We start from the raw sequence: 23,010 nt of genomic DNA on the forward strand, positions 1-23,010 counted from the left end.
ATGACCCAGCATCTGACCGTCGTCGACCATCCTCTGGTGCAGCACAAGCTGACCGTGATGCGCGAGACCGACACCTCGACCGCCTCGTTCCGGCAGCTTCTCAAGGAGATCAGCCTGCTGCTGGCCTACGAGGTGACGCGCGATCTGCCGATGACCACCAAGCGGATCAACACGCCGCTGACCGAGATGGACGCGCCCACGCTCGAGGGCAAGAAACTGGCGCTGATCTCGATCCTGCGGGCCGGGAACGGGTTGCTCGACGGGGTGCTGGAGCTGATCCCCTCGGCCCGAGTGGGTTTCGTCGGCCTCTACCGCGACGAGGAGACGCTGCAACCGGTGCAGTACTATTTCAAGGTGCCCGCCGATCTTGGTGACCGCCCGGTGATCGCGGTGGACCCGATGCTGGCCACCGGCAACTCCTCGGCCGCCGCTGTCGATCTGCTGAAGCAGGCGGGTGCGACGGATATCCGGTTCCTGTGCCTGCTGGCCGCACCCGAGGGCGTGGCCCGGATGAAGGAGGCGCATCCGGACGTGCGCATCGTGACCGCGGCGCTGGACGAGCGGTTGAACGAGAAGGGCTATATCGTGCCCGGCCTCGGCGACGCCGGTGACCGGATGTTCGGCACCAAGTAAGTCTCAGCGGGCGCGCAGCATCGCCGCGCCCGCGAACAGCAGCGCCAGCCCCGACGTGGCGGTGCGGATCTGATTCCAGAACTGCCAGTCCGCCGAATAGTCGTCCCAGATCCGCGCGGCCTCGGCCGGGTCCTGCGGGACGGTGACAGCGGCAAGCGCCTCGTTCATCGGGACGTTGATCGCCAGCGTGAGACCCATGCCCCCCAGCAGGTAGACCGCCGCCGCCAGCCCGAAAAGCGCGGCAACCGCGCGTTGACCGCAGGCCCACCAGGCCAGTGCCGCCGCCGCCAGCGCCGGGCCGGTGGCGAAGAAGGCGGGCGCGAAGACCGTGTTGCGGACCGAGGCGTTCATCGCCTGCATTGCCGCGATAGCCACCTTCGGATCGGCGGCGTCCAAGCCCCACATGGTCGAGCACACCCAGGCGTAGAAGAACCCGAAGATCGCGCCGCTCAATAGAAGGGCAACGAGGGAAAGCGCGTATCGCATGGGGTCTCCAGAGGCGTAATTGTTGTTACGGTTGCGATGATCCGTAACATAGATTACGGATTTTTCCCAGCAGCGAAGGAAGCGGTCATGCGCGAGGAAAGCCGTTCGGCGCGGCGGGATCAGATCGAACAGGCGGCCTATGCGGTGCTGCGTGACAAGGGGTACGCGGGCGCGTCTATGCAGGCCATCGCGCGCGAGGCGCGGGCCTCGAACGAGACGCTCTATCGCTGGTATGGCGACAAGGCGGGTCTGTTCCGCGCGCTGGTCGTCCGCAATGCCGAGGAAAGCCGCGCGCTGTTGGAAACCGGGCTGGCGGAGGATGTGCCGCCGATGCAGGTGCTTGCGGCGTTTGGCCCGGTGCTGTTGCGCCTGCTGACCGGCGACCGTGCGGTTGCGCTGAACCAGGCGGCGGCCGCCGATGCCTCGGGCACCTTGGGCGCAACGATCGCCGAAGCTGGTCGCGAGAGTATCGCACCGATGATCGGCCGGGTGTTGGAGCGTGCGCGCGAGGCAGGGGACCTTGCCTTCGACGAGACGGGGGCGGCGGTGGGTCTCTACCTCGATCTGCTGGTTGGCGATCTTCAAATCCGCCGCGTCATCCGCCGGCTCGATGCCCCGGACGAAGCGTTTATCCAGAACCGTGCAGCAGAGGCGACAGCCAACCTGAAGCGCCTTCTGGCCCCGTGAAGCGCGCCGCTTTCTGGAACCCGGGGAAAACTCTCTCCGGAAACCCTCGATAGCTGCCGAGGGACCGGCCGATCAGTCCGCGAGCGCCCGCCAGGCCGCCCAATCCTCGGGCGTGTCGAGGTCGGTCAGCGGCGCCCGGCTGTCCAGCGTTACGTCAAAGACATACTCCCGCGCCCCGGCGACGATCCCGCGCGCGCCGGTATCGCCGCGCAGGTCCTGCAGGCTTTCGAAGAAGCGCCTTCCGAACAGGACCGGGTGACCGGGTGTGCCGTCGGGCGCGGCCGCGCGGCATATCTCGCGGTGCCGGCCGGGATCGTAGGCCGTGATCAGCGCATCGAAGGCGGCCGCGTCCACCTCGGGCATGTCGGCGAGCGCGACGATGGCCGCTGCGCTGTCCTCGGGCAGGGCGGCGATGCCGGTGCGCAGGCTTGCGCCCATGCCCTCGGCGGCGGCCTCGGCGATGACCGTCTCGACCGCGAGCCCCTCAAGCGCCTCGGCTCGCGCCCCGGCCTCCGGCGGCAGAACGACGACCACGCGCCGGGCCTGCGAGGCCAGCGCAGCCTCGGCCGCCTTGCGCAGCAAGGGTGCGCCCGCGATGGTTTCGAGCAGCTTGTCCCGCCCGCGCATCCGGCGCGAGGCCCCGGCGGCCAGCAGCACCACATCGACGGGCACGCCCGCCTTGGGCGTGGGTGCGATCACCCGTGGCTGCGGGCGCACGGGGATTTCCTTCAGCAACCCGCCGACGCCCATGGCGGCGATTTCGGCGTCGCCGACTTCGATGCCGCAGACCAGCCGCTCCAGCACCCAGTCGGCCCCATTCAGCGCGGGCGATCTGGCGCAGCCCGGCAGGCCGACGACCTGCGCCGCGCCGCGTCGGCCCAGGAACAAGAGGTTGCCGGGATCGACCGGCATGCCGAACCGGGTCAGCGTGCCACCCGAGGCGACAAGACCGGCGGGGCATACGTCACCCGCATCCGAGGTCGCCGAAGCGCCCAGCACCAGCACCAGCGGGGCCGAGGTCCGATCCAGCGCCTCGGCCACGGCGCCTGTCTCGTGCGGCACCACCTCGTCGCGCAGCAGGCGCACGCCCAGCGCGCCCAGCCGGTCGGCCACCGCGCGGCGGCCCTTGTCGATCAGCTTCTCGGAAAAGCCCGGCGTGCGGGTGATGATCAGCTCGGCCTCGTGCAGCACCGTCGGCGCGACCGAGATCACCGGCGCGTTGCCCAGCGTCGCAGCGGCGCGCGAGACCGCCGCGCCGGGCACCGCATAGGGGATGATCTTGACGGTCGCCAGCATCATCCCGTCCGAGACCCGGGTGTTGTCCGGCAGCGTCGCCAGCGTGATTGCCGGGTCGATGCCGTTGAGCGCATGGATCGCGTCCACGTCCAGTCGTAGCACGCCGGGCCGGTCCGCCAGCAGGTTCACCCGCCCGTTCTGCGGCCGGGTGATCCGCACGCCATGCCCGTCCGGCACCAGCGCACGGGCGACCTGCGTCGCGGCCTCGTCCTCGGGTACGTCGCCCGGCTCCAGCCGCGCGGTGGTGACTTGTTCGATGCCTGCCGCTTGAAGCGCTGCGATCTCTTCGGGACCCAGCACAAGCCCTTTGCGCAACCTGCGCGCGCCGACCTGCACCGAGTGCGCGAGCAGCGCGCCGGCGGCTTGTGTGACCGGCTCGGGCCCGAATTTCATGCTGCGGCTTTCGCGGCGGGTCGGGTCTCGGGGCGGCGCAGGCGCTCGGTGATCTGGGCGAGGATCGAGACCGCGATCTCGGCCGGCGATTTCGCGCCGATGTCCGCGCCGACCGGAGCGTGGATGCGGGTGATCTCGGCCTCGGTGAACCCGTCTTCGGTCAGCCGTGCCACGCGCTTGGCATGGGTCCGGGTGGAGCCGAGGCAGCCGAGGTAGAACACGTCCGAGCGCAGGGCGATGCGGATCGCCGGATCGTCCAGCTTCGGGTCGTGTGTCAACGTGACGACCGCGGTGCGGGCGTCGAGACCGGCCGCTTCCAGCGCCGCGTCGGGCCAGTCCCGCAGGATCGTCTCGCCCGGAAAACGGCTGTCCGAGGCGAAAGCGTCGCGCGGGTCCACCAGTACCGGGTCATAGCCGGTCAGCCGCGCCATCTGCAGCAGCGGCTGGGCGATGTGCACCGCGCCGACGACGACCATGCGCAGCGGCGGGTTGTGGATGCCGACGAACCACGCGTCCTCGAACCCGGATTTGTCCGAGTGGAACCGCGCCTCGATCGCGGGCCAGAGCGGATCGCCGGGCGCCTCGGCCAGCCGCCGCTCCCAACTGTCGGTGTTCACGACATAGGCCACGGCGCGGCGCGCGGCGCGGGCGGCAACCAGGGCGTCCAGCATGTCCTCGGGGATGCCGCGCCCGGTCGCCACGGGCTCGACCATCACGCGGATACGGCCGCCGCAGGCAAGGCCGACGGCGAAGGCCTCGTCGTCGCTGACGCCGAAGTCCAGCACGCGGGGCGTGCCGTCCTCGACCGCCTCGAGTGCCTCGGCAACCACGGCCCCCTCGACGCAGCCGCCCGAAACCGAGCCGGCCATCTCGGCCTCATCCGTGATCGCCAGCTGCGCGCCGACCGGACGCGGGGCCGAGCCCCAGGTCTCGATCACGGTGGCCAGCGCCACCTTGCGCCCCGCCCGCAGCCAACCCAGCGCCTGTTCCGGGATCTGGTCGTGCCGTTCCGCGTCCATCGCAGCCTCCCTCTCTTGCCCGCAATATAGGCCCGCGCCGCGCCTCCCGAAAGGGCGCGGCCTGCCTTCCACTTTCCCCAAATATCCCCGCCGGAGGCCCCCGCCCGGGCCGGGCGCTGCCTCAGTCGGCCAGCATCGCCATCAGCCGCAGCTTGTCGCCACTGTCATCCGCCCGCGTCAGCGCGTCCGCGAGCGCCTCGAGCGAGGCGACGGAATGCCCGGCGCGGAAGCTGTCGACGCGGGGCAGAAGGGCCTTTACGCCGCGCGCCTTGGGGGCGAAGCCGTCCCATCGCAGCAACGGGTTCAGCCAGATCAGCTTGCGGGCCGAGAGGCGCAGGCGGTCTGCCTCGGCCTCGAGCAGGGCGGGATCGTCCCGGTCGAGCCCGTCGGTGATCAGCAGCACGACCGCGCCCTGTCCCAGAACGCGGCGCGACCAGTCGCGGTTGAACTCGTGCAGGCAATGGCCGATGCGGGTGCCGCCCTCCCAGTCCTGCGCCTCGGCCCCGGCGGCGGTGAGCGCCGCGTCCACGTCGCGGGCGCGCATGTGGCGGGTGATGTTGGTCAGCCGCGTGCCGAAGGTGAAGGCGTGGACCTGCGCCCAGCCCGCGCCGTGGGCATTGGCGGCGGCGTGAAGGAAGTGCAGCATCATCCGGCTGTAGGAGGACATCGAGCCGGAGATGTCGCAAAGCGCCACGAGGTTCGGCCAGCGCACCCGGCGGGTCCGGGTCGAGAGGCCGCGGATGTCGCCGCCCGAGCGCATCGCCGCGCGCATCGTGCCGCGCCAGTCCGGCACGCGCCCCTGCGGCGCGGCCATCGTGCGGCGCGAGGCGATGGGCCGGACCGGCAGGTCGAGCCGGGCGATGGCGCGCTTCGCCTCGGCCAGTTCGGCGGCGGTCATCTGCTCAAAATCCATCCGCTTGAGCCGTTCTTCGGCCGAGAAGGTCAGCGTGGCGTCGATCTCGATCTCTTCGCCGTCTTCTTCCGCTTCGGGCAGTTCCGGCGCGGGGGCATCGGGATCGTCCAGCAACGCCTCGGCGGCGCGGCGTTCGGCGGCCCTGGTGTCCGGGGCGGGGTTCGCGCCGCGCACCATCGGGCTGAGCATTTCCATCATCTTCTCGAGGAACTGCGGGTCGCGCCAGTAGAGCCGGAAGACCTGCCCGAAGACCGCGCGATGCTCGGGGCGTGAAACGAAGCAGGCCTCGAGCGTGGCGTAGAAATCGGCCTTCTCGGTGAAGCCTGCCGCTTCCACGGCGCGGATCGCGTCGACCACCCGTCCGGTGCCGACGGGCAGGCCGGCGCGGCGCAGGGCGCGGGCGAAATGGGTGATGTTCTCGGCCAGGCGGCCGTGTTCGGTGACGGGGAGGTCGGCGTAGGTGACCATCGCGCTTGTCTACCGGGCGCGTTCGCTGCGGCGGGCGCTGGATGCCTCCGGCGGGGATATTTGGAGAATGTGGAAGGTGGGCGCGGAAAGGCCGAACGTTGTGGCGGGCGGGATGGTCATACCGGCTCCAGCGCGGCTTTGGACTCGTCGAGGATGCGCTTGGCCTCGGAGCCCTGCAGTTTCTGGATGTCGTCCTGGTATTTCAGGATCGCGCCGAGCGTATCGGCGATCACCGCGGGGCTCAGTTCGAGGTGGTCGAGCGCCACAAGGCACTTCGCCCAGTCGATCGTCTCGGCAACGCCGGGTTTCTTGAACAGGTCCTCGGTGCGGAGTTGCTGGACGAACGCCACGACCTGGCGGCTGAGCTCCTCGCGCGCTTCGGGGGCGCGGGATTGCAGAACGGCCATCTCGCGGTCGAAGCTGGGGTAGTCGACCCAATGGTAGAGGCAGCGGCGCTTCAGCGCGTCGTGCACTTCGCGTGTGCGGTTCGAGGTGAGGATCACGATCGGCGGCTCGGGCGCTTTGATGGTGCCAAGCTCGGGGATGGTGACCTGGAAGTCGGAGAGGGCTTCGAGAAGGAAGGCCTCGAACGGCTCGTCGGTGCGGTCCAGTTCGTCGATCAGCAGGACAGGCGCGCCGCCGTCCTGCGGGCTCATCGCCTCGAGCAGCGGGCGGCGGATCAGGAAACGGTCCGAGAACAGTTCGTCGGTCAGCGCCTGGCGGTCGGTGCCCTCGACCGCCTCGGCGGTGCGGATCGCGACCATCTGCGCGGGAAAGTTCCATTCGTAGACCGCCGAGGATGCGTCCAGTCCCTCGTAGCATTGCAGGCGGATCAGGCGGCGGTTCAGCCCGGCGGCGAGCGCCTTGGCGATTTCGGTCTTGCCGACGCCGGCCTCGCCCTCGAGGAACAGCGGTCGGCCCAGCTTGAGCGACAGGAACACCACGGTGGCCAGCGCGCGGGACGAGACGTAACCCGCCTCGGCGAGCAAGGTCTCGGTGGCGTCGATGCTGTCGGGAAGGTCGGTCACGGGCGGTCTCCGGATCGCTGCTCCTGACCTTTAAATGGCAGCGCCGCGGGGAATTCAACCCCGGCACGTTGGCGGCCCACTCGTGCTATTCTTGAGCATGGCAGACGGGGGAGGGAAAGTCATGACACGGAAGCGGGCCCTCGTGATCGGCGCCAGCGGCGGTATCGGGCGCGCGATCAGCGAGCGGTTGGGCGGAGAAGGCTGGCATGTGCTGGCCCATGGCCGCCGGCGCGACGCGCTGGACGAGACGCTGGCCGCGGTGTCAGCGCATGGCGGCAGCGCCGAGGCGCTTAGCGCAGAGCTTACGGATGCCGACGCGCTCGATGCGCTTTGCGCGCGGATGGCCGGCGAGAAGCGGCTGGATGCGCTGGTCTGGTCGGCGGGCGGCGGGCGCTCGGTGGACAGCGGGCCGGAAGCCTTGCCGGAATGGGAGCGGACCTTGCAGGCGACGCTGCTGGCGCCGATGCGGGTCACGGCGCTGTTGTTACCACAACTACGTGCGTCACACGGGTCGATCCTCTACATTTGCGGGATGTACGCGAAAATGGGCATGGCGCGGATGGCGGCGCATTGCGCCGGTCGGCACGGGCTGGACGGGTTCTGCAAGGCGCTGTTCGAGGAGGTGCGTGAGGACGGCGTGGGCGTCACCCTGCTGCATCCAGGGTTCGTTCATACCGGGCTGACGGACACGGCCCGTCTCGACCCGGACCGGATGATCCATGCAGCCGAGATTGCGGCGATGGCGGTGCTGGCGCTAAGCATGCCTTCGCGGACCTGCGTGACCGAGATGACAGTGCGCCCGCAGCGCTCGCCCTATCGGTAGGGTCTAGGTCAGCGCCTTGCGCAGGAACCAGCGGACATGGGTCGCGGGCGTCGCGCCGGGCGGGTTCTCTAGCCGGCCGAACTCGCTGTAGCCGAGCGCGAGGTAGAAGCCGCGCGCCTTGGGGTTCGAGGTGCGAGCCATGCCGAATGGCAGCCGAGAGCGCTGCCTTCCTCCTCGGCGCGCATCATCATGCGGCGGCCGAGCCCGGTGCCGCGCTGCGCCGGGTCGACCCAGAGTGTCTTGATCAGCAGCCAACCGTAGGAGGTGCTGGCGGTCAGCCCGCTGTCGAGCCGGTCTTCGGGACCGGCGGTAAGCGTGAAGGCGGTGTTGGTTGCTTGCGGCAGGGCGTTTCGCAGGTCGTCCAGCAGTGCAGCCTCGACGCGCGCGGCCAGTCCATTGGCTTCGGGGCCGTGACGCCGGATCCCGCTCACAGCAGGAGGACGGCGGCGAGTCCAAGGAAGGCGAAGAAGCCCACCACGTCGGTCACGGTGGTCACGAACGTGCCCGAAGCCAGCGCCGGGTCGACGCCAATTTTCGACAGTACCATCGGGATCAGGATCCCCGAGAGCCCGGCGACGAAGAGGTTGATGACCATCGCGACGCCCAGCACCAGGCCGAGCATTGGCGAGCCGAACCAGATCATGCCGATGATGCCGATGATCACCGCAAAGGCCACGCCGTTGCCGAGACCCACCAACGCCTCGCGCCGGATGATCCGCATGGCGTTCGATCGGGTGATGTCGCGGGTCGCAAGGGCGCGCACCGCCACGGTCAGGGTCTGCGTCGCGGCGTTGCCGCCCATTGAGGCGACGATGGGCATGAGCACCGCAAGCGCCACGATGGCGGCGATGGTATCGTCGAAAAGCGAGATCACGAGCGAGGCGATGATCGCCGTGACCAGGTTGACCGCGAGCCAGGGGAAGCGGGCGCGGGCGGTTTCCCAGACGCTGTCCGAGATTTCCTCGTCGCCGACGCCGGCGAGAAGCTTCATGTCCTCTTCGGCCTCGTCCTCGAGGACCTCCATCGCGTCGTCGATGGTGATCACACCGACCAGCCGGCCGTCGGCGTCGACCACCGGGGCGCTGACCATGTGGTACTGGTTGAAGGCGTAGGCGACATCCTCCTCGGGCTGGTCGACGGGAATCAGGCGCGGGTTGGTGTCGGCCAGATCGATCAACTTGTGATCGCGTGGGTGGGCCATGATCGTGCCCAGCATCACCGTGCCCGCGACGTGCATCCGGGCGTCTGCCAGGATCACCTTGTAGAAGGTCTCGGGCAGGTCCTCGTGGCTCCGCATGTAGTCGATCGCCTCGCCCACGCTCCAGTGCGGGGGGCAGATCACCATTTCGCGGCTCATCAGGCGGCCGGCGGTGCCTTCGTCGTATTGCAGCGAGGCCTCGACCGCGTGGCGGTCGGCGTCCTCCAGGTGGCTCAGGATCTGGTCCTGCTCGTCCTGTTCGAGATCCTCGATCAGGTAGACGAGGTCGTCGGTTTCCATGTCCTGGACGGCCTGGGCGAGTGTCTTGCGGTCGAGGACCTCGAGCACCTCGTCGCGGACGCCTTCCTCAAGCTCGGACAGCACCTCGCCGTCGAAGCCTTCGCCCCAGACGCGGATCAGCTTCTCGCGTTCGGCGGGGCCGATCTGTTCCAGAAGGTCCGCCTTGTCGGCGGGGTGGAGCGGTTCGAGCAGCTCGTGCAGCCGGTCCTGCGAGCCGACTTCGACCGCCGCGAGGATCGCATCGACCGTGGCGGCGTTTAGTGCGTAGGCGTCATGGTCCACCGCGTCCTGATCGGTCTCCGGGCCGGTCGTCTGGTCGGACATGCGCGTATCCTCTCACAGAATCGGGGCTTTGCGCCGCGCGGGCGCGGCAGCTATAGGGTCCTAGTCCTAACCGGTGGTATCCGCGATGCAACAGACACTTCACCTCGGCCAGACGCTGGAATTCACCGCCGATCCCTTCGTCGAGGGCATCGGCGCCGCGCGGCACCGCAGCGCAGGCGGTGTGCTGGTCGAGGGTGGCCGGATCGCCGCCGTGGGCGAAGCGGTCGACTTGCGCGCGGCGTCGCCCGAGGCCAAGGTGGTGGACCACGGGCAGGGGCTGATCCTGCCGGGCTTCATCGACGCGCATGCGCATTACCCGCAGACCGGGATCATCGCCAGCTGGGGCAAGCGGCTGATCGACTGGCTGAACAGCTACACGTTCCCTGAGGAGGCGCGGTTCGGCGACCCCGAGCATGCGGCCGCGGTGGCACGGACCTACCTGGACCTGAATCTCGCGAACGGGATCACCACGGCCTCGGTTTATTGCACGATCCATCCGGGCAGCGTCGATGCGCTGATGACCGAGGCCGAGGCGCGCGGGCTTGCGATGATCGCGGGCAAGGTGATGATGGACCGCAACGCGCCCGAGGATCTGCGCGATACCGCGCAGTCGGGCTATGACGACAGCAAGGCGCTGATCGGCCGCTGGCATGGGCGCGGACGCCTGGGCTATGCGATCACGCCGCGCTTTGCGCCAACCTCGACCGAGGCGCAGCTTGAGGCGGCGGGGGCGCTCTGGGCCGAGCATCCGGATTGCCTGATGCAGACGCATCTGAGCGAGCAGGTCGAGGAGGTCGCCTGGGTGGCCGAGCTGTTCCCTGAGACGCGGGATTATTTCAGCGTCTACCAGCGGTTCGGGCTGGCCGGACCTGGCGCGGTGATGGGGCATGCGATCCAGTTGAGGCCGCGCGAATGGGCGGCGATCGCCGAGACCGGAACGGCGGTGGCGCATTGCCCGACGTCGAACACGTTCATCGGCTCTGGGCTGTTCGATATGGATGGCGCGCAGACGCTGGGTCTGCCGGTGGGGCTGGCAACGGACGTGGGCGGCGGGTCGAGCTTCTCGATGCTGCGCACGATGGCAGCGGCCTACGAAATCGGGCAGCTGAAGGGGCGGGCGCTGCATGCGGCTGAGTTGATCTGGCTGGCGACAGCGGGCAGCGCGCGGGCGCTGCGGCTGGATGGGCGGTTGGGGCGGCTGGCGCCGGGGATGGATGCGGACCTGGTGGTTCTGGACCTGGCTTCGACACCGGTAATCGCGCAGCGCGCGGCGCGGGCCGAGGACATCTGGGAGGCGTTGCTCCCCACGATCATGCTCGGCGACGACCGGGCCATTGCCGGGGTCTACATCGCCGGCCGCACGGGCGACACCCGGGGCTTGGGCTAAAGCTTCCGAAACCGCCCCCGGACCCGCGAAGCGGGCCCGGCCCAACGGGCGCGGTGCGCCCCTTGGGGGCGCTCCGCGCCGGGCGGGAGCCCACCGCCCGCTTCGGGATCTACCTCGGGATTTCCAGAACCGTATCGCGACCGCCGCGCCGCATGCGCACGGCGTTCTCCCCGATCGCGGCGACCTGGTAGCCGTCGACGCGGTCTCCGGGGCCGACCTTGACGAAGCGGCCGTTGGGCAGACGCACCAGCGCATGGCGGCTGCCTGATTTTCCGAACACGCCGACCAGTGCCAGCTGGCGCATCGGCATGGCGTTGTCGATGGTGGCGGCCTTGGCGACCGAGGCAGACGTCGGCAGCTGCGGCGCCGGCCGCGGGGCGGTGGCGGCGCGGGGCGGCTCTTGCGGAGTGGGCGCGACGGTCGTGCCCGGGACCGGCTGGCGCACCGCTGCGACCGAAGGCGCAGGCGCGGGCGTCGTCGCCACCGCACCAGCGGCTGCGGCGGCCGGGGCCGGAACGCGGACGACGACTGCGTCGGGACGCGCACGGGGTGCGTCCGAACGGGTCAGCGCCAGGTCGCTGGGCGCGAGGGCCGCCATCAGTTCTTCCCGCTCGCGCTCTTCGGCGGTCATCGCGCCGGGACGTGCGGGCGGCCGCGACATCTGGCGGATCGCGTTGGGCGAGGGGGCGAGGTCCTCGGCCTCGGCTGTCGCCGCGGCGGTAGCGGCGGCAACGGCGGTCGCGATCTCGGCCGCTTCGACCGCGCGGGGGCTCGGCGCCGTGGCCGCGACGGTCGCGCCGCCGCGAGCCGGGGGCACGATATCGGGTTTGCGGGGAAAGACCGGCACCGCCGGCTCCGCTGCCACCGGGCGTTCGGGAGGGGCGACGGCGGGTTCCTCCGGGATCACCGCGACCGCAGGCCGGGAATCTGGCCGGGCGGGCGGAACGATCTCGGGTTTGCTCGAGAAGACCTGTACCGGTTCTTTTGCCGGGGGCTGCGGGGCAGCGGGGGTGGAAGGGGAAGCGGTGGGCACCTCCGCCACTGTGCCCGGGCGTGACGGCGGCAACACCGGCAGGGTCTGAAGCTCGGCCACCCGCACCGGAACGGTGTCCTCGCGCGGGGTGCGGGGGGCATCGGCGATCTCGGGTAGTGCAAGCGCGGCGATGCTGTCGAGCAGCGCCGGCCGGAACCCGGTCGCGGCGAGCGCGCGGTCCAGCGTTGGCGGCAGCGTCTCTGCAGTACTCTCGGCGCGCGGGGCCGAGGCTGGGCTGCGCGGTGCGGTCGCCGGTTCCTGCGCTCCGGGCAGTGTTGCGCGGGCGTCGACGATGCTGTTGGGCAGTTCCGGCTGCGGCGTCTCGGTGCGGGGCGGATCTGCCAGCAGCCGCAGCGCGCCGAGGCTGGCCAGCACTTCGGTCCGGTCTTCCGCATTTGCAGGTGGGCTTGCCGGAGCCTTGGACAGGTCCGCGACCGCCGGTTCAGTGGCCGGGATCGCGGGCGTCGCACCTACGGCGGGGCTGACGGGCGTTGCGATGGCGCTGGAAAGCGCCACGGCTCCGGGCGGGCGCGGCGGCGCGCTTGGGGCCGCGTCCGGGGTCGAGGTCGCACGCGCAGCCGCGGGCCGTATCGCGCGGGCCGGAGTGTCGAGCGCGCCGGGCGCAGCGTGGAGGGCGGGCGCGGCTTCGGCCGAGAGCACGATCTGCTGTCCGCCGCCGATATCCGCGCGCGGCTCGGGGGCGTCGCTGCCCCCGCTCAGCCCCCAGAGGCCGCCGGCGCCGAGGACCGCCAGCGCTACCGTCGCGGCGAGCCCCAGCCGTTTGCGCTGGGCAGGCGCGGCCGGGGGCAGGAAGACGGGTGCCGCGTCGAGGCCTTCGGGCGCCTCGCGGAACGTGTAGTGCGAGGGCGTGAAGCCGTGGCGGGTGAGGAACTCGCCAGCTTCGTCGATGAGCGTTTGTGGGATTTCTGCGTTCAGACCCGATGGCGTATCGGGCAGCCATACCTCGACCGGCGCGTCACCGGTGAGCGATGCGGCAAGGCCCCGAAGACGGGCCATTTCCTGCCCGACTTGTCCGAGGGCGAGGGCCACGCGGGCGACTTCCGTCCACTCGGCGCCGGGGTCCTGTCGGTAGAGGCCGACACCTTCCCCGCCGAGGTCCAGCGCGAAGCGCGGTGCGTCCGCAGGGCAGTTGTCGCGAAGGTCGGTCCTGTCGGCTTGGTCGTTCATCGCCCGGTCATGTCCTGTCTGCCCGCGGCGGGATCGTTTGTCGTGGCCCGCCGTTCCCGCGGGGTGCAGCCCCGCCTGCGCGGGAGCATAGCCTCCAGGAGCGTGCAGCGCCATAGAAGAAGCCCGAGGACCGGTATTCGGGCGGGTTTCCGGCGCCCCTTGCGGCGGGGCACCGGATGAAGCGGTCGCCGGTCAGGCGGCGGCGCGGGTCGCGGCGGTCAGCGCCTGGTCTAGATCGGCGATCAGGTCGTCCGCGTCCTCGATCCCGATCGACAGGCGGACGACGTCCGGGCCAGCGCCGGCCGCCTCCTGCTGCTCGGGGGTCAGCTGGCGGTGCGTGGTCGAGGCCGAGTGGATGATCAGCGAGCGGGTGTCGCCGAGGTTCGCGACATGGCTGAAGATCTCGACCGCATCGACCAGTTTCACGCAGGCGTCGTAGCCGCCCTGGACCGAGAAGGTGAAGAGCGCGCCCGCACCCTTGGTGTACAGCCGCTTCGCGCGCTCGTTCCAGGGCGAGGAGGGCAGGCCGGCGTAGGTGACTTTGGTGACGCGGCTGTCCTGCTCCAGCCAGGCGGCGATCTTCTCGGCGTTCGCGACATGCTTTTGCATGCGCAGGCTGAGCGTCTCGATCCCCAGCAGGGTCTGGAACGCGTTCATCGGGGCCATGGTCATGCCGAGATCGCGCAGGCCGATGGCGATGCCGTGGAAGGTGAAGGCCATCGGGCCGAAGGTCTCGTGGAACTTCAGGCCATGGTAAGCGGGCTCCGGCTCGGTCAGCGAGGGGTACTTGCCCGCCGCCGTCCAGTCGAAATTGCCCGAGTCGACGACCACGCCGCCGACACTGGTACCGTTGCCCGAGAGGTATTTCGTGGTCGAGTGCACGACGATATGCGCGCCCTGCTCGAACGGTTTGCACAGGTACGGAGTGGCCGAGGTGTTGTCGACGATCAGCGGCACCTGGAGGGCGTTCGCGACCTCTGCCACGGCCGGAATATCGGTGACATAGCCGCCGGGGTTCGAGATCGACTCGCAGAAGATCGCCCTGGTGTTTTCGTCAGCTGCCGCGCGCAGCGCGTCGAGATCGTCGAGATCGACGAACGTCGCCGACCAGCCGAAGCGCTTGATGGTCTGGCTGAACTGGGTGACCGTGCCGCCATAGAGCCGGGTCGAGGCGATGATGTTGTCGCCCGGGCGCATCAGGGGGAACAGGGCCATGATCTGCGCCGCGTGCCCCGAAGAGCAGCCGACCGCACCGACGCCGCCCTCGAGCGTGGCGACGCGTTCCTGCAGCGCGCTGACCGTCGGGTTGGTCAGGCGCGAGTAGATGTAGCCCACTTCCTGCAGGTTAAAGAGCTTCGCCGCATGGTCGGCGTCGCGGAAGGCGTAGGCCGTGTTCTGGTAGATCGGCACCTGCCGTGCGCCCGTCGCGGGATCCGGCCGCACGCCCGCGTGGACCTGCATAGTGTCGAAGCCAAGTTGCCGGCTGTTGTCGCTCATCGGTGTTTCCCCCGTGTCAGTCTTTGTTTCGGTCAGCGCAGACCCTAGAGCCTGCGCGGGCGCGGGGGAACCGGGATTTTGCGGGCGCGGGAGTTCTCAAGAAAAGCGGCCCGGGAAAACCCGGGCCGAGGTCTGGAACGAGGGACAAAAAGACCGGGACGGCACGTTCCTGCCGCACCCGATAATTCTCAAGTAGGCGCGTTTCCTGTCCCGGCAAGATGTCGGCGCCGTGCCTGGCGGGATTTCGCCCGGGCCTCACGCGAGCGTGATCGGGCGTGTGCGCCGGCTGGCCGCCGCCGGATGCCTCCGGCGGGGATATTTGACGAAAGTGGAAGGCGGGCAGGGCTGTCCGGGCGCGCCGATCAGAGGTCGCGCAGGCCCTTCCAGACTTCCTCGGCGGTTTCGATGTTGCCGCGGATATCGTTCGCCCAGCGGTTCTGCTCGGGGATCGAGTAGTGCAGGTAGATCTTGCCGTCGATCAGCACCCAGAGCGTGGGATCGCTCATCCGCTTGAAGCCGGACGCCACGCCTTGCGCGCAGTAGCCGCCGAAGCGGGGCATGTACTGTTCGGGACGTGAGCGGAACTTCGACAGGTGGTCGGCGCGGGAAAAGAGCCAGGTGCCTTCCTTGGTCTCGTAGGAGTATTCCAGGTCGCCGCGGATGGCTTCCTCGTAGACATGGTAGGCGACCGGGTCGTATCCGCGGATAGCGTGACCGCGACCGTCGAGATAGACCGGCTCGCCATAGCCGGCGCGGGCGGGAGTGCTCAGGGCCGAGGCGGCGCCCGCGGCCATCAGGCCGAGCGCCGTGCGGCGGGTTGGACGGGTCATCTTGCGGACCTCTGGGTTGCTGCTGTCATTTGCCTCGTGTGAAGCATACACTGCAACCGCCCGGAAATCAGTCGAAAATATCCTCTATCGCGTCGAAGATGTCCTCGACGTGGCCGCCAAGCCGCTTGAACGGGCTCTTGCGCTTCTTGGCCTTGGTTTTCTTCGGTTTTTTCGCGGGCACGGGGTCCGGGTGCGGCGCCTTGCGCGGCGGCGAGGACTTGCCGGAGCGGTCCGTGCGCAGAGGTTTCATCTCGGAGAGATGCGCGCCGCAGGCGGTGCAGATCAGCTCGTGCCGCGGTCCCTTCGAGAAGTCGAGCACCGCGCGCGTCCCGCAGTACGAGCAGGTTGCGATCTTGGTCCGGTCAGGCATCGCTGACGGTGCGCGCGGCGTAGAGCGCGACGGCTGCGGCGTTGGAGACGTTGAGCGAGCCGAAGGCACCGGCGGCCGGGATCCGTGCCAGCACGTGGCAGGTCTTGCGGGTCAGCTCGCGCATTCCAGGCCCTTCCGCGCCCATTGTCAGTGCAATGGGCCGTTCGGCGGTGCCGGTCAGCGCCTGATCCAGCGTCTGGTCGGCCTCGCCGTCGAGGCCCACGATCAGGTAGCCCATCTGCTCCAACGATTGCATGGCGTTGGCGAGGTTGGGCACCCGCAGGTAGGGCTGGCGTTCCAGCGCGCCCGAGGCGGTTTTGGCCAGCGCCCCTGTCTCGGGCGCGGAATGCCGGTGCGGCGCGATCACCGCGCGGGCGCCGAAGACCTCGGCCGAGCGCAGGATTGCGCCGACGTTGTGCGGGTCCGTCACCCGGTCGAGCAACACCACGCGGGGCGCACCGCCGCGGGGCGCGCAAAGCTCGGAGACCGAGCCCCAGTCGAGCGGCGCCACCTCCATCGCCGCGCCCTGGTGCACGGACTGCGGGTCGATGGGGGCGGGGAACTTGCGCGCGTCGGCCAGTTCCGGCTCGATCCCGGCCTCGGCGATGGCGTCGGCCAGCTTGTCGGCGGCGTTCTTGGTGACGATCAGCCGGAACCGCTCGCGTGCGGGGTTCACCAGCGCGTCGCGCACGGCATGATGGCCGAACAGCCAGACACGCTCGGGCTGGCCGTCGCGGCCGCGCTCGCGCTCGACCACCCAGGCGGGCTTTTTGCCGCCCGATTTTCTGCCGCCGGGCGCGGGGCTGTTCGATTTTCTGGTCATGACGCCAGCGACTTGGCATTGTGCGGGGCAGAATTCAAGGAATCTCGTATGATCCGTCACGCCCGAATGTCCGACTTGCAGCAGATCCGCTACCTGGCGCAGACCCAGTTCGCGCCCTATGCCTTGCGCGTCCGTGGCAGGCGGGAGCCGTTGCCGGACGACCTGCGCAAGCTGGTCGAGGACGAGCGGATCTACGTGTTCGTGCAGGACAACGGGATCCGGGGATTCATCATCTACCATATCTCCGGCCCGGACGTGCACATCGAGGCGCTGGCGGTCAGCTACCGCTACCGTCGCAGGGGCGTCGGCCGGCAGCTGCTGGACGCCGCCGACCGCGAGGGGCTGAAGCACCACTGCCGGCGCGCGATCTTCTACACCAACGCGCAGATGTTCGAGAACCTGGCCTATTTCCGCGGCAAGGGCTTCACCGAGGTCGACCGGCGCTTCGACCACGGCTTCGAAAGGGTCTACATGGAGCGCTACCTGCGCTAGGCGGGCTGCCGGGGCGGAAGCGGAAAATCGGTCGATTTCGCTATTGACCCCGCCTCGCCGCCTTCGTATTCACCGGGCCTCAGAGGGCGACGTGCTGCAAGGTGCGGCAGCGGACTGTAACTCCGCCGGGGAGACCCATGCCTGGTTCGATTCCAGGGTCGCCCACCATTTCCCGGCAATATCCACTCCCGATCGGTACGTTTGCGGCATCCCGTCGCGCTTGGCGCGCAGTGTTTGGCGCGAATTGGGCTGCGCGATTTCATCCTGTTGTGGCAAAATGGTTTTCCGGCTTGGCAGGCGCTTGGTGCTTTGCCGGGGGACAGGGAGGGAAAGACCATGAGAAAAGCAGCATTGGCTATTGCTCTGTGCGGCCTGGCGGCGCCGGCCTCGGCGCAGGATGACTGGGAATTCACGTTTTCGCTTTACGGCTGGTTCACCGGGATCAACAGCGAGCTGGAAACCCCGCGCGGAACCGTGAACAGCAACATCAGCTTCTCGGACGTCTGGGATTCGCTGGACATCGCGCTCTTCACTGCCGCCGAGGCAAGGCGCGGCCGCTGGAGCGGCGTGGTTGACGTCATCTACTCCGAACTGACGTCCTTCAGCAGCACCGGATTCCCGACCTATTCCGAGGCGAAGGTCTCGAGCGACATGGCGGTCATCGGCGGTTTCGCGACGTATCGCGCGATCGAGCAGCCGAACGTCAGCGTCGATGTGCTGGGCGGTTTCCGCTACTACAACGTGGATATCGGGCTCGGTCTGCGCGGCGACGGCGCGCCCGACCTGGACACTTCTCGCGGGGACCAGTGGGTCGATCCGGTGATCGGCGCACGGGTGCGGGCCCCAATCGGAGACAGCTGGTTCGTCAACGGGTTCGCGGATATCGGCGGCTTCGGCATCGGTGACGCTTCGGACCTCAGCTGGCAGATCTACGGAGGGGCGGGTTACGAGATCAACGAGACCTGGGTGCTTCAGGGCGGCTACCGTTACCTGTCTATCGACCGCGAGTTCGACAACGCGGATACCAAGCTGGAGCTCTATGGGCTTCTACTGGGCGTCTCGGCTCGGTTCTGATACGCGGCCTGGGATACGGGGGCGCGATGGCCCCCGTGGATGGTCTCAATCGGCGGGCAGGCCGCGGAGCGCCATGACCTTGTTTCCGTAGCGCTTGTCCGATGTCACCTCCGTACCGAGCCAGTCGGGCGGTGTGAAGGATCGGGCGGCATCCTCGGACGGAAACTCGACCTCGACAAGGCGGAGCGGTGCGTGCGCGCCCGCGAAGACGTCCAGTTCGAAGACAAGACCGCCGGGCAGGCCGCCGGTCCAGCGTTCCTTCTCGATCCGCCGGCCTTCGGTCGCGGGCCAGAGCCGATCGAACTGGGCTGCGTCGATCGGCACCTCGCGTTCCTGACGCGCCAGCCCGTCGCCGGATTTCAGCGTCAGGAAGAAGCGCGCGCCCTTCTGGCGCAGGCGCAGTTCGACCGAGTCCTCGGGCAAGGTCAGGTAACCCTGCCGCACCGCCTCGGAGCGGGCGTTCGAGAGGTCCGGCATCTGCCGGACCAGGAACTTGCGCTCGATCTCGATTTCCGTGGCCATCTTCAAAGCCTGTCCATGACTTCGCGCCACAGCGCGTCATAGGCCTTGCCCGCCTCGCGGCCCGGCGCGAAGGTCGCGACGGGGGCGCGGTGGACGCCCATCTTCTCGATATCCGACGAGAACGGGATCGAAGTTTTCAGGATGCGCTTCGGGTGGGTCTTACGCAGCCGCGCTTCGGTTTCGGCGTGCAGCTTCTTGCGCTTCTCGACCATCGAGAAGAACGGCATCAGCTTCTTGCGGGGCAATTTCTCGGCTGCGAAGAACTCGATCAGCTGGTCCAGCGTCCGCTCTGACAGGGTGGTTGGGATCACCGGCACGACGATGGCGTCGGCGGCGCGGAACACGTTCTCGGACAGGGTCGAGATGTTCGGCGGGCAATCCAGCACGACAACGTCATAATCGCTATTCACCGATTTCAGCGCCTTGTGCAGGCGCGATCGGCTGCTTTTCATCCGCGACAGGAACACGTCGAAATCGCGGAACGTCAGGTTCGCTGGCAGGATGTCGAGATTGTCGAAATCGCTGGCGCGGATCGACTTCGTGAACCGTTCGACATCCTTGAAGAAGGTTTCGTTCTTCAGCTTCTTCGAGGGCTTCACCCGGAAATAGAAGCCTGAGGCGCCTTGCGGGTCCAGATCGCACAGCAGCACGCGCTTGCCGCCCGCCGCGAAGGAATGCGCCAGGTTGACCGAGGTGGCCGTTTTGCCGACGCCGCCCTTGTTGGAATAGCTCGCGATGATCTTCATGCCGGGACCTCCGCGCCCTTGAAGAGTTTGCGGAAGCCCGCGCGGGTGTCCTCGCCGTCGAAGGTCGCGAAGCTGTCGGCAACCTTGGCGCGTTCCTCGAGTTGGCGCTGGTGAAGCACGGCGATCAGCGCGCCGACGCTTTGCGCGATTTCGAGTTTCTGCGGATTGCGGGCCGACTTCAGCTTTTCGAGGTAGTCCTGTAGCGCGACCTGCTGAACCGAGTAGTCGTTGAAATTGCCGAGGTTGTCCTGCAGCTTCTTCAGCGCCTTGATGAGCGGCTTGGTCTCCGAGCCGAAAAGCGGCGAGAAGAACTCCATCAGGTAGCGCAGTTTCTTGCAGTGAATGCGCAGCTCGTGGACATGCTCGTCCGGCGTCTTGGGGGTTATGTCGGCGGCGGTCTTGCAAACCTTGCGGTAGCGTTTCCAGATCAGCTGGCGTGAAAAATCAAAGGCGGTCCGGTCCGCCGTCGGGCCTTTCTCGAGCGTTACCGGTTCGGCGAACAGCGCCTGCAGATCCTCGATCTCCTTGCGGTATGCCGCGCTGCGGAACCGCTTGGCTAGCTTAGTCTGCGCCTCGCCGCGCCCTTCGGCAAAGCTGGAGAACATTCGATCGAGTCCGGGTTGCAGGCTTTCGGGCACAAGGCCGAGGTAGCTCTCGCGCTCAAGCAGGTAGACGTCGAGGTCGCGCAGCGTTCCGGTCGCGGCCATAAGCGCCGAGAAGCGGTCTTTCAGTTCCCGCGTGCAGTCCTCGGAATAGACGCCCTTGAACAGGCTCAGCACCGAACGGACCTTGCGCAGGGCGACACGGTAGTCGTGCAGGAATTCGCTGTCGTGATCGGCCTGCACGCCGGCCTCGTTCTGGCGCGCGACGTCGAGATAGGTGCGGATCACATCGTTTGCCACGCGATATACTGCATCGCCCGGGGCCATCGGTACGTCGGGCTTCGGGTTGTATCCGACAAGGTCCGGTGCCAGGTGCGTGGCCACGTCTGCCAGCTTCAACGGCGCCGCCTTGTCGGCTGCTAGCGCCGCGCGCAATTGGGCGAACGGCTTGTCATAGCCGCGCAGGCGCTGCAGTGCGGCGAGGGTCACGACCTTCTGCCCGTCGACCGTCAGTTCGCGAAGCGACAGCCGGGCCTGCGTCTTGTCGAGTTCGTCCACCAACGCGAAGCTCTTGAAAACAAGGGTGCCCGAGGCGATCGGCAAGAGGGTGCGCAGCGGATCGACGATGCCTGCGAGCGCGTGTTTCACCGGTCCGTCCGGCAGATCCTGTACGAAGCCAGCCGTGCCATGCGCGGTCTGGACCGTCTCGCTGCCCTTGGCGTCGAGCAGTACGAGTTCGCTGGCCGTCTCCAGCACCAGCGCGCCTGCGGCGGTGACCTGGCCGTCGAACGTGTCGAGCAGGCGGAAGGCAGCCTTGTCGTCAGTGCCGGTCTCGCTCAGCCGGCGTTTGCCGAGCCCGGTTGTGGCACGTTTCGGGGAAAGCGTGCCGGAAATGATGAGGATTTCGTCGGGCGCCGGGGTCGTGCCCGTGCGCGCGTCGTCAGTGGTCAACGGTTCGTCCGCCCTTTTCAATTGGCCCGGTCACGCCCTGAAATGTATCCCGCCCGGATGCTCGGCGAGGTCTGGGCAGGACCGGGCGTTCCATGCCTGGTCTCGAAGGCGCGCCCTGTTCCGCACGGCTTCGAAGGGGGTATTTGTCACGATAATATATCATCTTGCAACAGTGACGCCGGGGCCGATTGTGAGCAGGCGCTCATTCCGCAGCGGCCTGCGCGCAGAAACACGATGCGCGCACCGGTCTGTCGGCCCGCGCGTTGGCGAGGTTCAGCCGCTGCGCGAGCAACCGTCCCTCGGCGCTTTCATCCGCGCCGCGTCGGGTCAGGCAATCCATCAGGCCGCGCAGGCTCCACACGTTGTCGGGGTGGATCTGCGCGCGGGGCAGGGTGCCGCCAAGACCGAGATCCTCGCGGTAGACGGCCTCCGCTTCTTCGACACGGTTCTGCTCCAGCAGCAGCGCACCGAGCGCATGGCGGGTCGGCTGCATCCAACCCCAGGGTTCGTCATAGGGCAGCGCATCCTCGAGCGCGATTGCGCGGCGCAGGTGCGCGAAGCCGGTATCAAAGTGTCCCTTGCGGTAGTCGATCTCGCCCGCGAGCATTTCCTCCGCGACGGCGAGTTGCTGGTGGCAGTGCATGTTGTGCATCAACCGGCCCTCGGGAACCCGGTCGCGGGTGGCGAGGAACAGGCGCTGCTGTTCTTCGGCGGCGTCGACCTCGCCCAAGGCCGCATGGGCGACGCCCTTGGCGTAGTGGCGCACCGCTGTGAGGTTAGCGAAGAGCGCGGGGTCCTCGGGCATTGGCAGGTCGATGATCTCGCGCCATCTGCCGAAGCGGATCAGCACGTGATCGCGGATCGCGAAATAGCTCTCGAAGTAGTCGGCCATCGGCGGCGAGGGCACGCGCAGCAGATCCTCGGGCGTGACGTCGATGAGCTCCTGCGCGGCGGCCAGCGCCGGTTCGTACTGGCCCAGGAACATCGCGCCGTAGACCGCGAAATGGTAGTTGTGGATCCGGTAACCGGTGTAGATCTTGTAGACGCCGTTTCGATCCAGGTACTTGCGGTCGACCTGGCTGGCCTTGTGGTTCCAGTACCAGGTGTCGCGGTACTGGCCGCACTGGATGTCGATATGCGTCGGCATGTGCAGCAGGTGGCCCGAGTCCGGCACAAGGTCGCGCAGCACGTCGCCGGCTTTCATCGCGGCCTCGGGGGTTGGCGACATCTCCATGAGGTGGACGTAAAGGTGCAGCAGCCCCGGATGTTTCCAGGCGGCGGGATCGTTTTCGAAGGCCCACTCCAGTGCGGTGCGCGCCTCTTCGGTCCCGGCGCCCTCGGCGGGCAGGCCGGTCTGAAGGTTCCACATCTGCCAGGGCGTGCGGTTCATGATCGCCTCGACGAAGATCGCCCGCACGTCGAGATCGCCCAGATGCGCGTGGTGGACCTGCCGCATGGCGTCGGCGAAATCGTCGTTCCAGCCGGTCATCACCTCGAGCGGCGCCGGATCACGCTGCGGGAAGCGGGCGGTCAGGGCTTCGAGCAGGGCGCGCTCGGCCTCGGTGACTTTCTTGAGCTTCAACCCGGCCTGCGTCGCGTCATAGGCCTCGGCCAGCGAGTCCGCGCGCATCTGCTCGTCGCGCTTGATCCACGGCAGGTTGTAATTCGGCCCGACAGCGTAGGCGAGGCCCCACCAGGCCATCGCGCATTTCGGGTCGTGGTCGAGCGCCCGGCGGAAACAGTCGGCGGCTTCCTCGTGGCTGTAGGCGAAGCACCAGACCAGTCCGCGGTCGAACCATTTTTGCGCCTTGGCCGATTTCGTCGTGACCTTGCGCGAATAGACGTCGATGTCGAAGTAACTCACGGAACCGCCCCCTGATCCATGGGGCGGAGCATAGCATGGATCGAGGGGAGCGGGTGCGGCGAT

Annotated in this window: 22 protein-coding genes and 1 tRNA gene; 7 read left to right on the plus strand and 16 right to left on the minus strand. The window is 68.3% G+C overall.

Going from position 1 to position 23,010, the window contains the following annotated elements; translation table 11 throughout:
- Window positions 1-633 carry a uracil phosphoribosyltransferase gene (upp, locus tag ACW9UR_RS03135; RefSeq protein WP_458915449.1) on the plus strand — a complete coding sequence of 211 codons (633 nt, stop codon included), beginning with the start codon at window positions 1-3 and terminating at the stop codon, window positions 631-633.
- 3 nt (window positions 634-636) lie between these two features.
- Here the strand turns inward: upp and ACW9UR_RS03140 are convergent, their stop codons facing one another.
- Complete coding sequence (locus ACW9UR_RS03140) at window positions 637-1,119, minus strand: anthrone oxygenase family protein (protein WP_458915450.1); 483 nt, start codon at window positions 1,117-1,119, stop codon at window positions 637-639.
- Between the two features lie 87 nt (window positions 1,120-1,206).
- On the opposite strand from ACW9UR_RS03140, the gene ACW9UR_RS03145 reads away from it, so the two are divergent.
- Window positions 1,207-1,806 carry a TetR/AcrR family transcriptional regulator gene (locus ACW9UR_RS03145; RefSeq protein ID WP_458915451.1) on the plus strand — a complete coding sequence of 200 codons (600 nt, stop codon included), beginning with the start codon at window positions 1,207-1,209 and terminating at the stop codon, window positions 1,804-1,806.
- A 72-nt stretch (window positions 1,807-1,878) separates the two neighbouring features.
- Here the strand turns inward: ACW9UR_RS03145 and ACW9UR_RS03150 are convergent, their stop codons facing one another.
- The 4 genes from ACW9UR_RS03150 to ACW9UR_RS03165 form a co-directional block, all read right to left on the minus strand.
- Window positions 1,879-3,495, minus strand: coding sequence for an NTP transferase domain-containing protein (locus ACW9UR_RS03150; protein ID WP_458915452.1), 1,617 nt, complete (start codon window positions 3,493-3,495; stop codon window positions 1,879-1,881).
- Window positions 3,492-4,514 (minus strand): XdhC family protein, encoded by a 1,023-nt coding sequence (locus ACW9UR_RS03155; protein WP_458915453.1) that lies wholly within the window; start codon window positions 4,512-4,514, stop codon window positions 3,492-3,494. Before ACW9UR_RS03155 ends, ACW9UR_RS03150 begins: the two co-directional genes overlap by 4 nt.
- A gap of 121 nt (window positions 4,515-4,635) precedes the next feature.
- On the minus strand, window positions 4,636-5,895 hold the full coding sequence (locus ACW9UR_RS03160; protein ID WP_458915454.1) for a vWA domain-containing protein: 1,260 nt from the start codon (window positions 5,893-5,895) through the stop codon (window positions 4,636-4,638).
- Window positions 5,896-6,011: 116 nt separating this feature from the next.
- Complete coding sequence (locus ACW9UR_RS03165; RefSeq protein ID WP_458915455.1) at window positions 6,012-6,923, minus strand: AAA family ATPase; 912 nt, start codon at window positions 6,921-6,923, stop codon at window positions 6,012-6,014.
- A 121-nt stretch (window positions 6,924-7,044) separates the two neighbouring features.
- On the opposite strand from ACW9UR_RS03165, the gene ACW9UR_RS03170 reads away from it, so the two are divergent.
- On the plus strand, window positions 7,045-7,746 hold the full coding sequence (locus ACW9UR_RS03170; RefSeq protein WP_458915456.1) for an SDR family oxidoreductase: 702 nt from the start codon (window positions 7,045-7,047) through the stop codon (window positions 7,744-7,746).
- Between the two features lie 68 nt (window positions 7,747-7,814).
- Here ACW9UR_RS03170 and ACW9UR_RS03175 read toward each other — a convergent pair whose 3' ends face one another.
- Window positions 7,815-8,177 carry a GNAT family N-acetyltransferase gene (locus ACW9UR_RS03175; protein WP_458915457.1) on the minus strand — a complete coding sequence of 121 codons (363 nt, stop codon included), beginning with the start codon at window positions 8,175-8,177 and terminating at the stop codon, window positions 7,815-7,817.
- Window positions 8,174-9,568 carry a magnesium transporter gene (mgtE, locus tag ACW9UR_RS03180; RefSeq protein ID WP_458915458.1) on the minus strand — a complete coding sequence of 465 codons (1,395 nt, stop codon included), beginning with the start codon at window positions 9,566-9,568 and terminating at the stop codon, window positions 8,174-8,176. The genes ACW9UR_RS03175 and mgtE overlap by 4 nt, the downstream gene beginning before the upstream one ends.
- An 85-nt stretch (window positions 9,569-9,653) precedes the next feature.
- On the opposite strand from mgtE, the gene guaD reads away from it, so the two are divergent.
- Window positions 9,654-10,955: a guanine deaminase gene (gene guaD / locus ACW9UR_RS03185; RefSeq protein WP_458915459.1), complete on the plus strand. Its 1,302-nt coding sequence runs from the start codon at window positions 9,654-9,656 to the stop codon at window positions 10,953-10,955.
- A 109-nt stretch (window positions 10,956-11,064) separates the two neighbouring features.
- Here guaD and ACW9UR_RS03190 read toward each other — a convergent pair whose 3' ends face one another.
- The 5 genes from ACW9UR_RS03190 to rlmB all read right to left on the minus strand — a co-directional run bounded on the left by ACW9UR_RS03190 (window position 11,065) and on the right by rlmB (window position 16,696).
- On the minus strand, window positions 11,065-13,176 hold the full coding sequence (locus ACW9UR_RS03190; RefSeq protein WP_458915460.1) for a hypothetical protein: 2,112 nt from the start codon (window positions 13,174-13,176) through the stop codon (window positions 11,065-11,067).
- A gap of 192 nt (window positions 13,177-13,368) precedes the next feature.
- A complete protein-coding gene (locus ACW9UR_RS03195) occupies window positions 13,369-14,673 on the minus strand; it encodes an O-acetylhomoserine aminocarboxypropyltransferase/cysteine synthase family protein (protein ID WP_458915461.1) in 1,305 nt (434 codons plus the stop codon).
- 362 nt (window positions 14,674-15,035) lie between these two features.
- Window positions 15,036-15,503, minus strand: coding sequence for a YHS domain-containing (seleno)protein (locus ACW9UR_RS03200; RefSeq protein WP_458915462.1), 468 nt, complete (start codon window positions 15,501-15,503; stop codon window positions 15,036-15,038).
- A gap of 67 nt (window positions 15,504-15,570) precedes the next feature.
- Window positions 15,571-15,873, minus strand: coding sequence for a hypothetical protein (locus ACW9UR_RS03205; RefSeq protein WP_458915463.1), 303 nt, complete (start codon window positions 15,871-15,873; stop codon window positions 15,571-15,573).
- Window positions 15,866-16,696, minus strand: a complete 831-nt coding sequence (rlmB, locus tag ACW9UR_RS03210; RefSeq protein WP_458915464.1) for a 23S rRNA (guanosine(2251)-2'-O)-methyltransferase RlmB — start codon at window positions 16,694-16,696, stop codon at window positions 15,866-15,868. Before rlmB ends, ACW9UR_RS03205 begins: the two co-directional genes overlap by 8 nt.
- Window positions 16,697-16,744: 48 nt before the next feature.
- Between rlmB and ACW9UR_RS03215 the strand changes: the two genes are divergently transcribed.
- From ACW9UR_RS03215 to ACW9UR_RS03225, 3 genes are all read left to right on the plus strand, one after another.
- Entirely contained in the window at window positions 16,745-17,188 is a 444-nt protein-coding gene (locus tag ACW9UR_RS03215) for a GNAT family N-acetyltransferase (RefSeq protein WP_458915465.1), read from the plus strand.
- Between the two features lie 84 nt (window positions 17,189-17,272).
- A tRNA-Tyr gene (locus ACW9UR_RS03220) sits at window positions 17,273-17,356 on the plus strand.
- Between the two features lie 168 nt (window positions 17,357-17,524).
- Window positions 17,525-18,262 (plus strand): outer membrane beta-barrel protein, encoded by a 738-nt coding sequence (locus tag ACW9UR_RS03225; RefSeq protein ID WP_458915466.1) that lies wholly within the window; start codon window positions 17,525-17,527, stop codon window positions 18,260-18,262.
- A 45-nt stretch (window positions 18,263-18,307) separates the two neighbouring features.
- On the opposite strand, the gene ACW9UR_RS03230 is transcribed toward ACW9UR_RS03225, so the two are convergent.
- The 4 genes from ACW9UR_RS03230 to ACW9UR_RS03245 all read right to left on the minus strand — a co-directional run bounded on the left by ACW9UR_RS03230 (window position 18,308) and on the right by ACW9UR_RS03245 (window position 22,947).
- Window positions 18,308-18,784, minus strand: a complete 477-nt coding sequence (locus ACW9UR_RS03230; RefSeq protein WP_458915467.1) for a CYTH domain-containing protein — start codon at window positions 18,782-18,784, stop codon at window positions 18,308-18,310.
- 2 nt (window positions 18,785-18,786) lie between these two features.
- A complete protein-coding gene (locus ACW9UR_RS03235) occupies window positions 18,787-19,530 on the minus strand; it encodes a ParA family protein (RefSeq protein ID WP_458915468.1) in 744 nt (247 codons plus the stop codon).
- Complete coding sequence (locus ACW9UR_RS03240) at window positions 19,527-21,083, minus strand: CHAD domain-containing protein (RefSeq protein WP_458915469.1); 1,557 nt, start codon at window positions 21,081-21,083, stop codon at window positions 19,527-19,529. The genes ACW9UR_RS03235 and ACW9UR_RS03240 overlap by 4 nt, the downstream gene beginning before the upstream one ends.
- Window positions 21,084-21,285: 202 nt before the next feature.
- Window positions 21,286-22,947, minus strand: a complete 1,662-nt coding sequence (locus tag ACW9UR_RS03245; protein WP_458915470.1) for a tetratricopeptide repeat protein — start codon at window positions 22,945-22,947, stop codon at window positions 21,286-21,288.
- Window positions 22,948-23,010: the final 63 nt, after the last annotated feature.

The organism is Halovulum sp. GXIMD14794 (assembly GCF_054457455.1).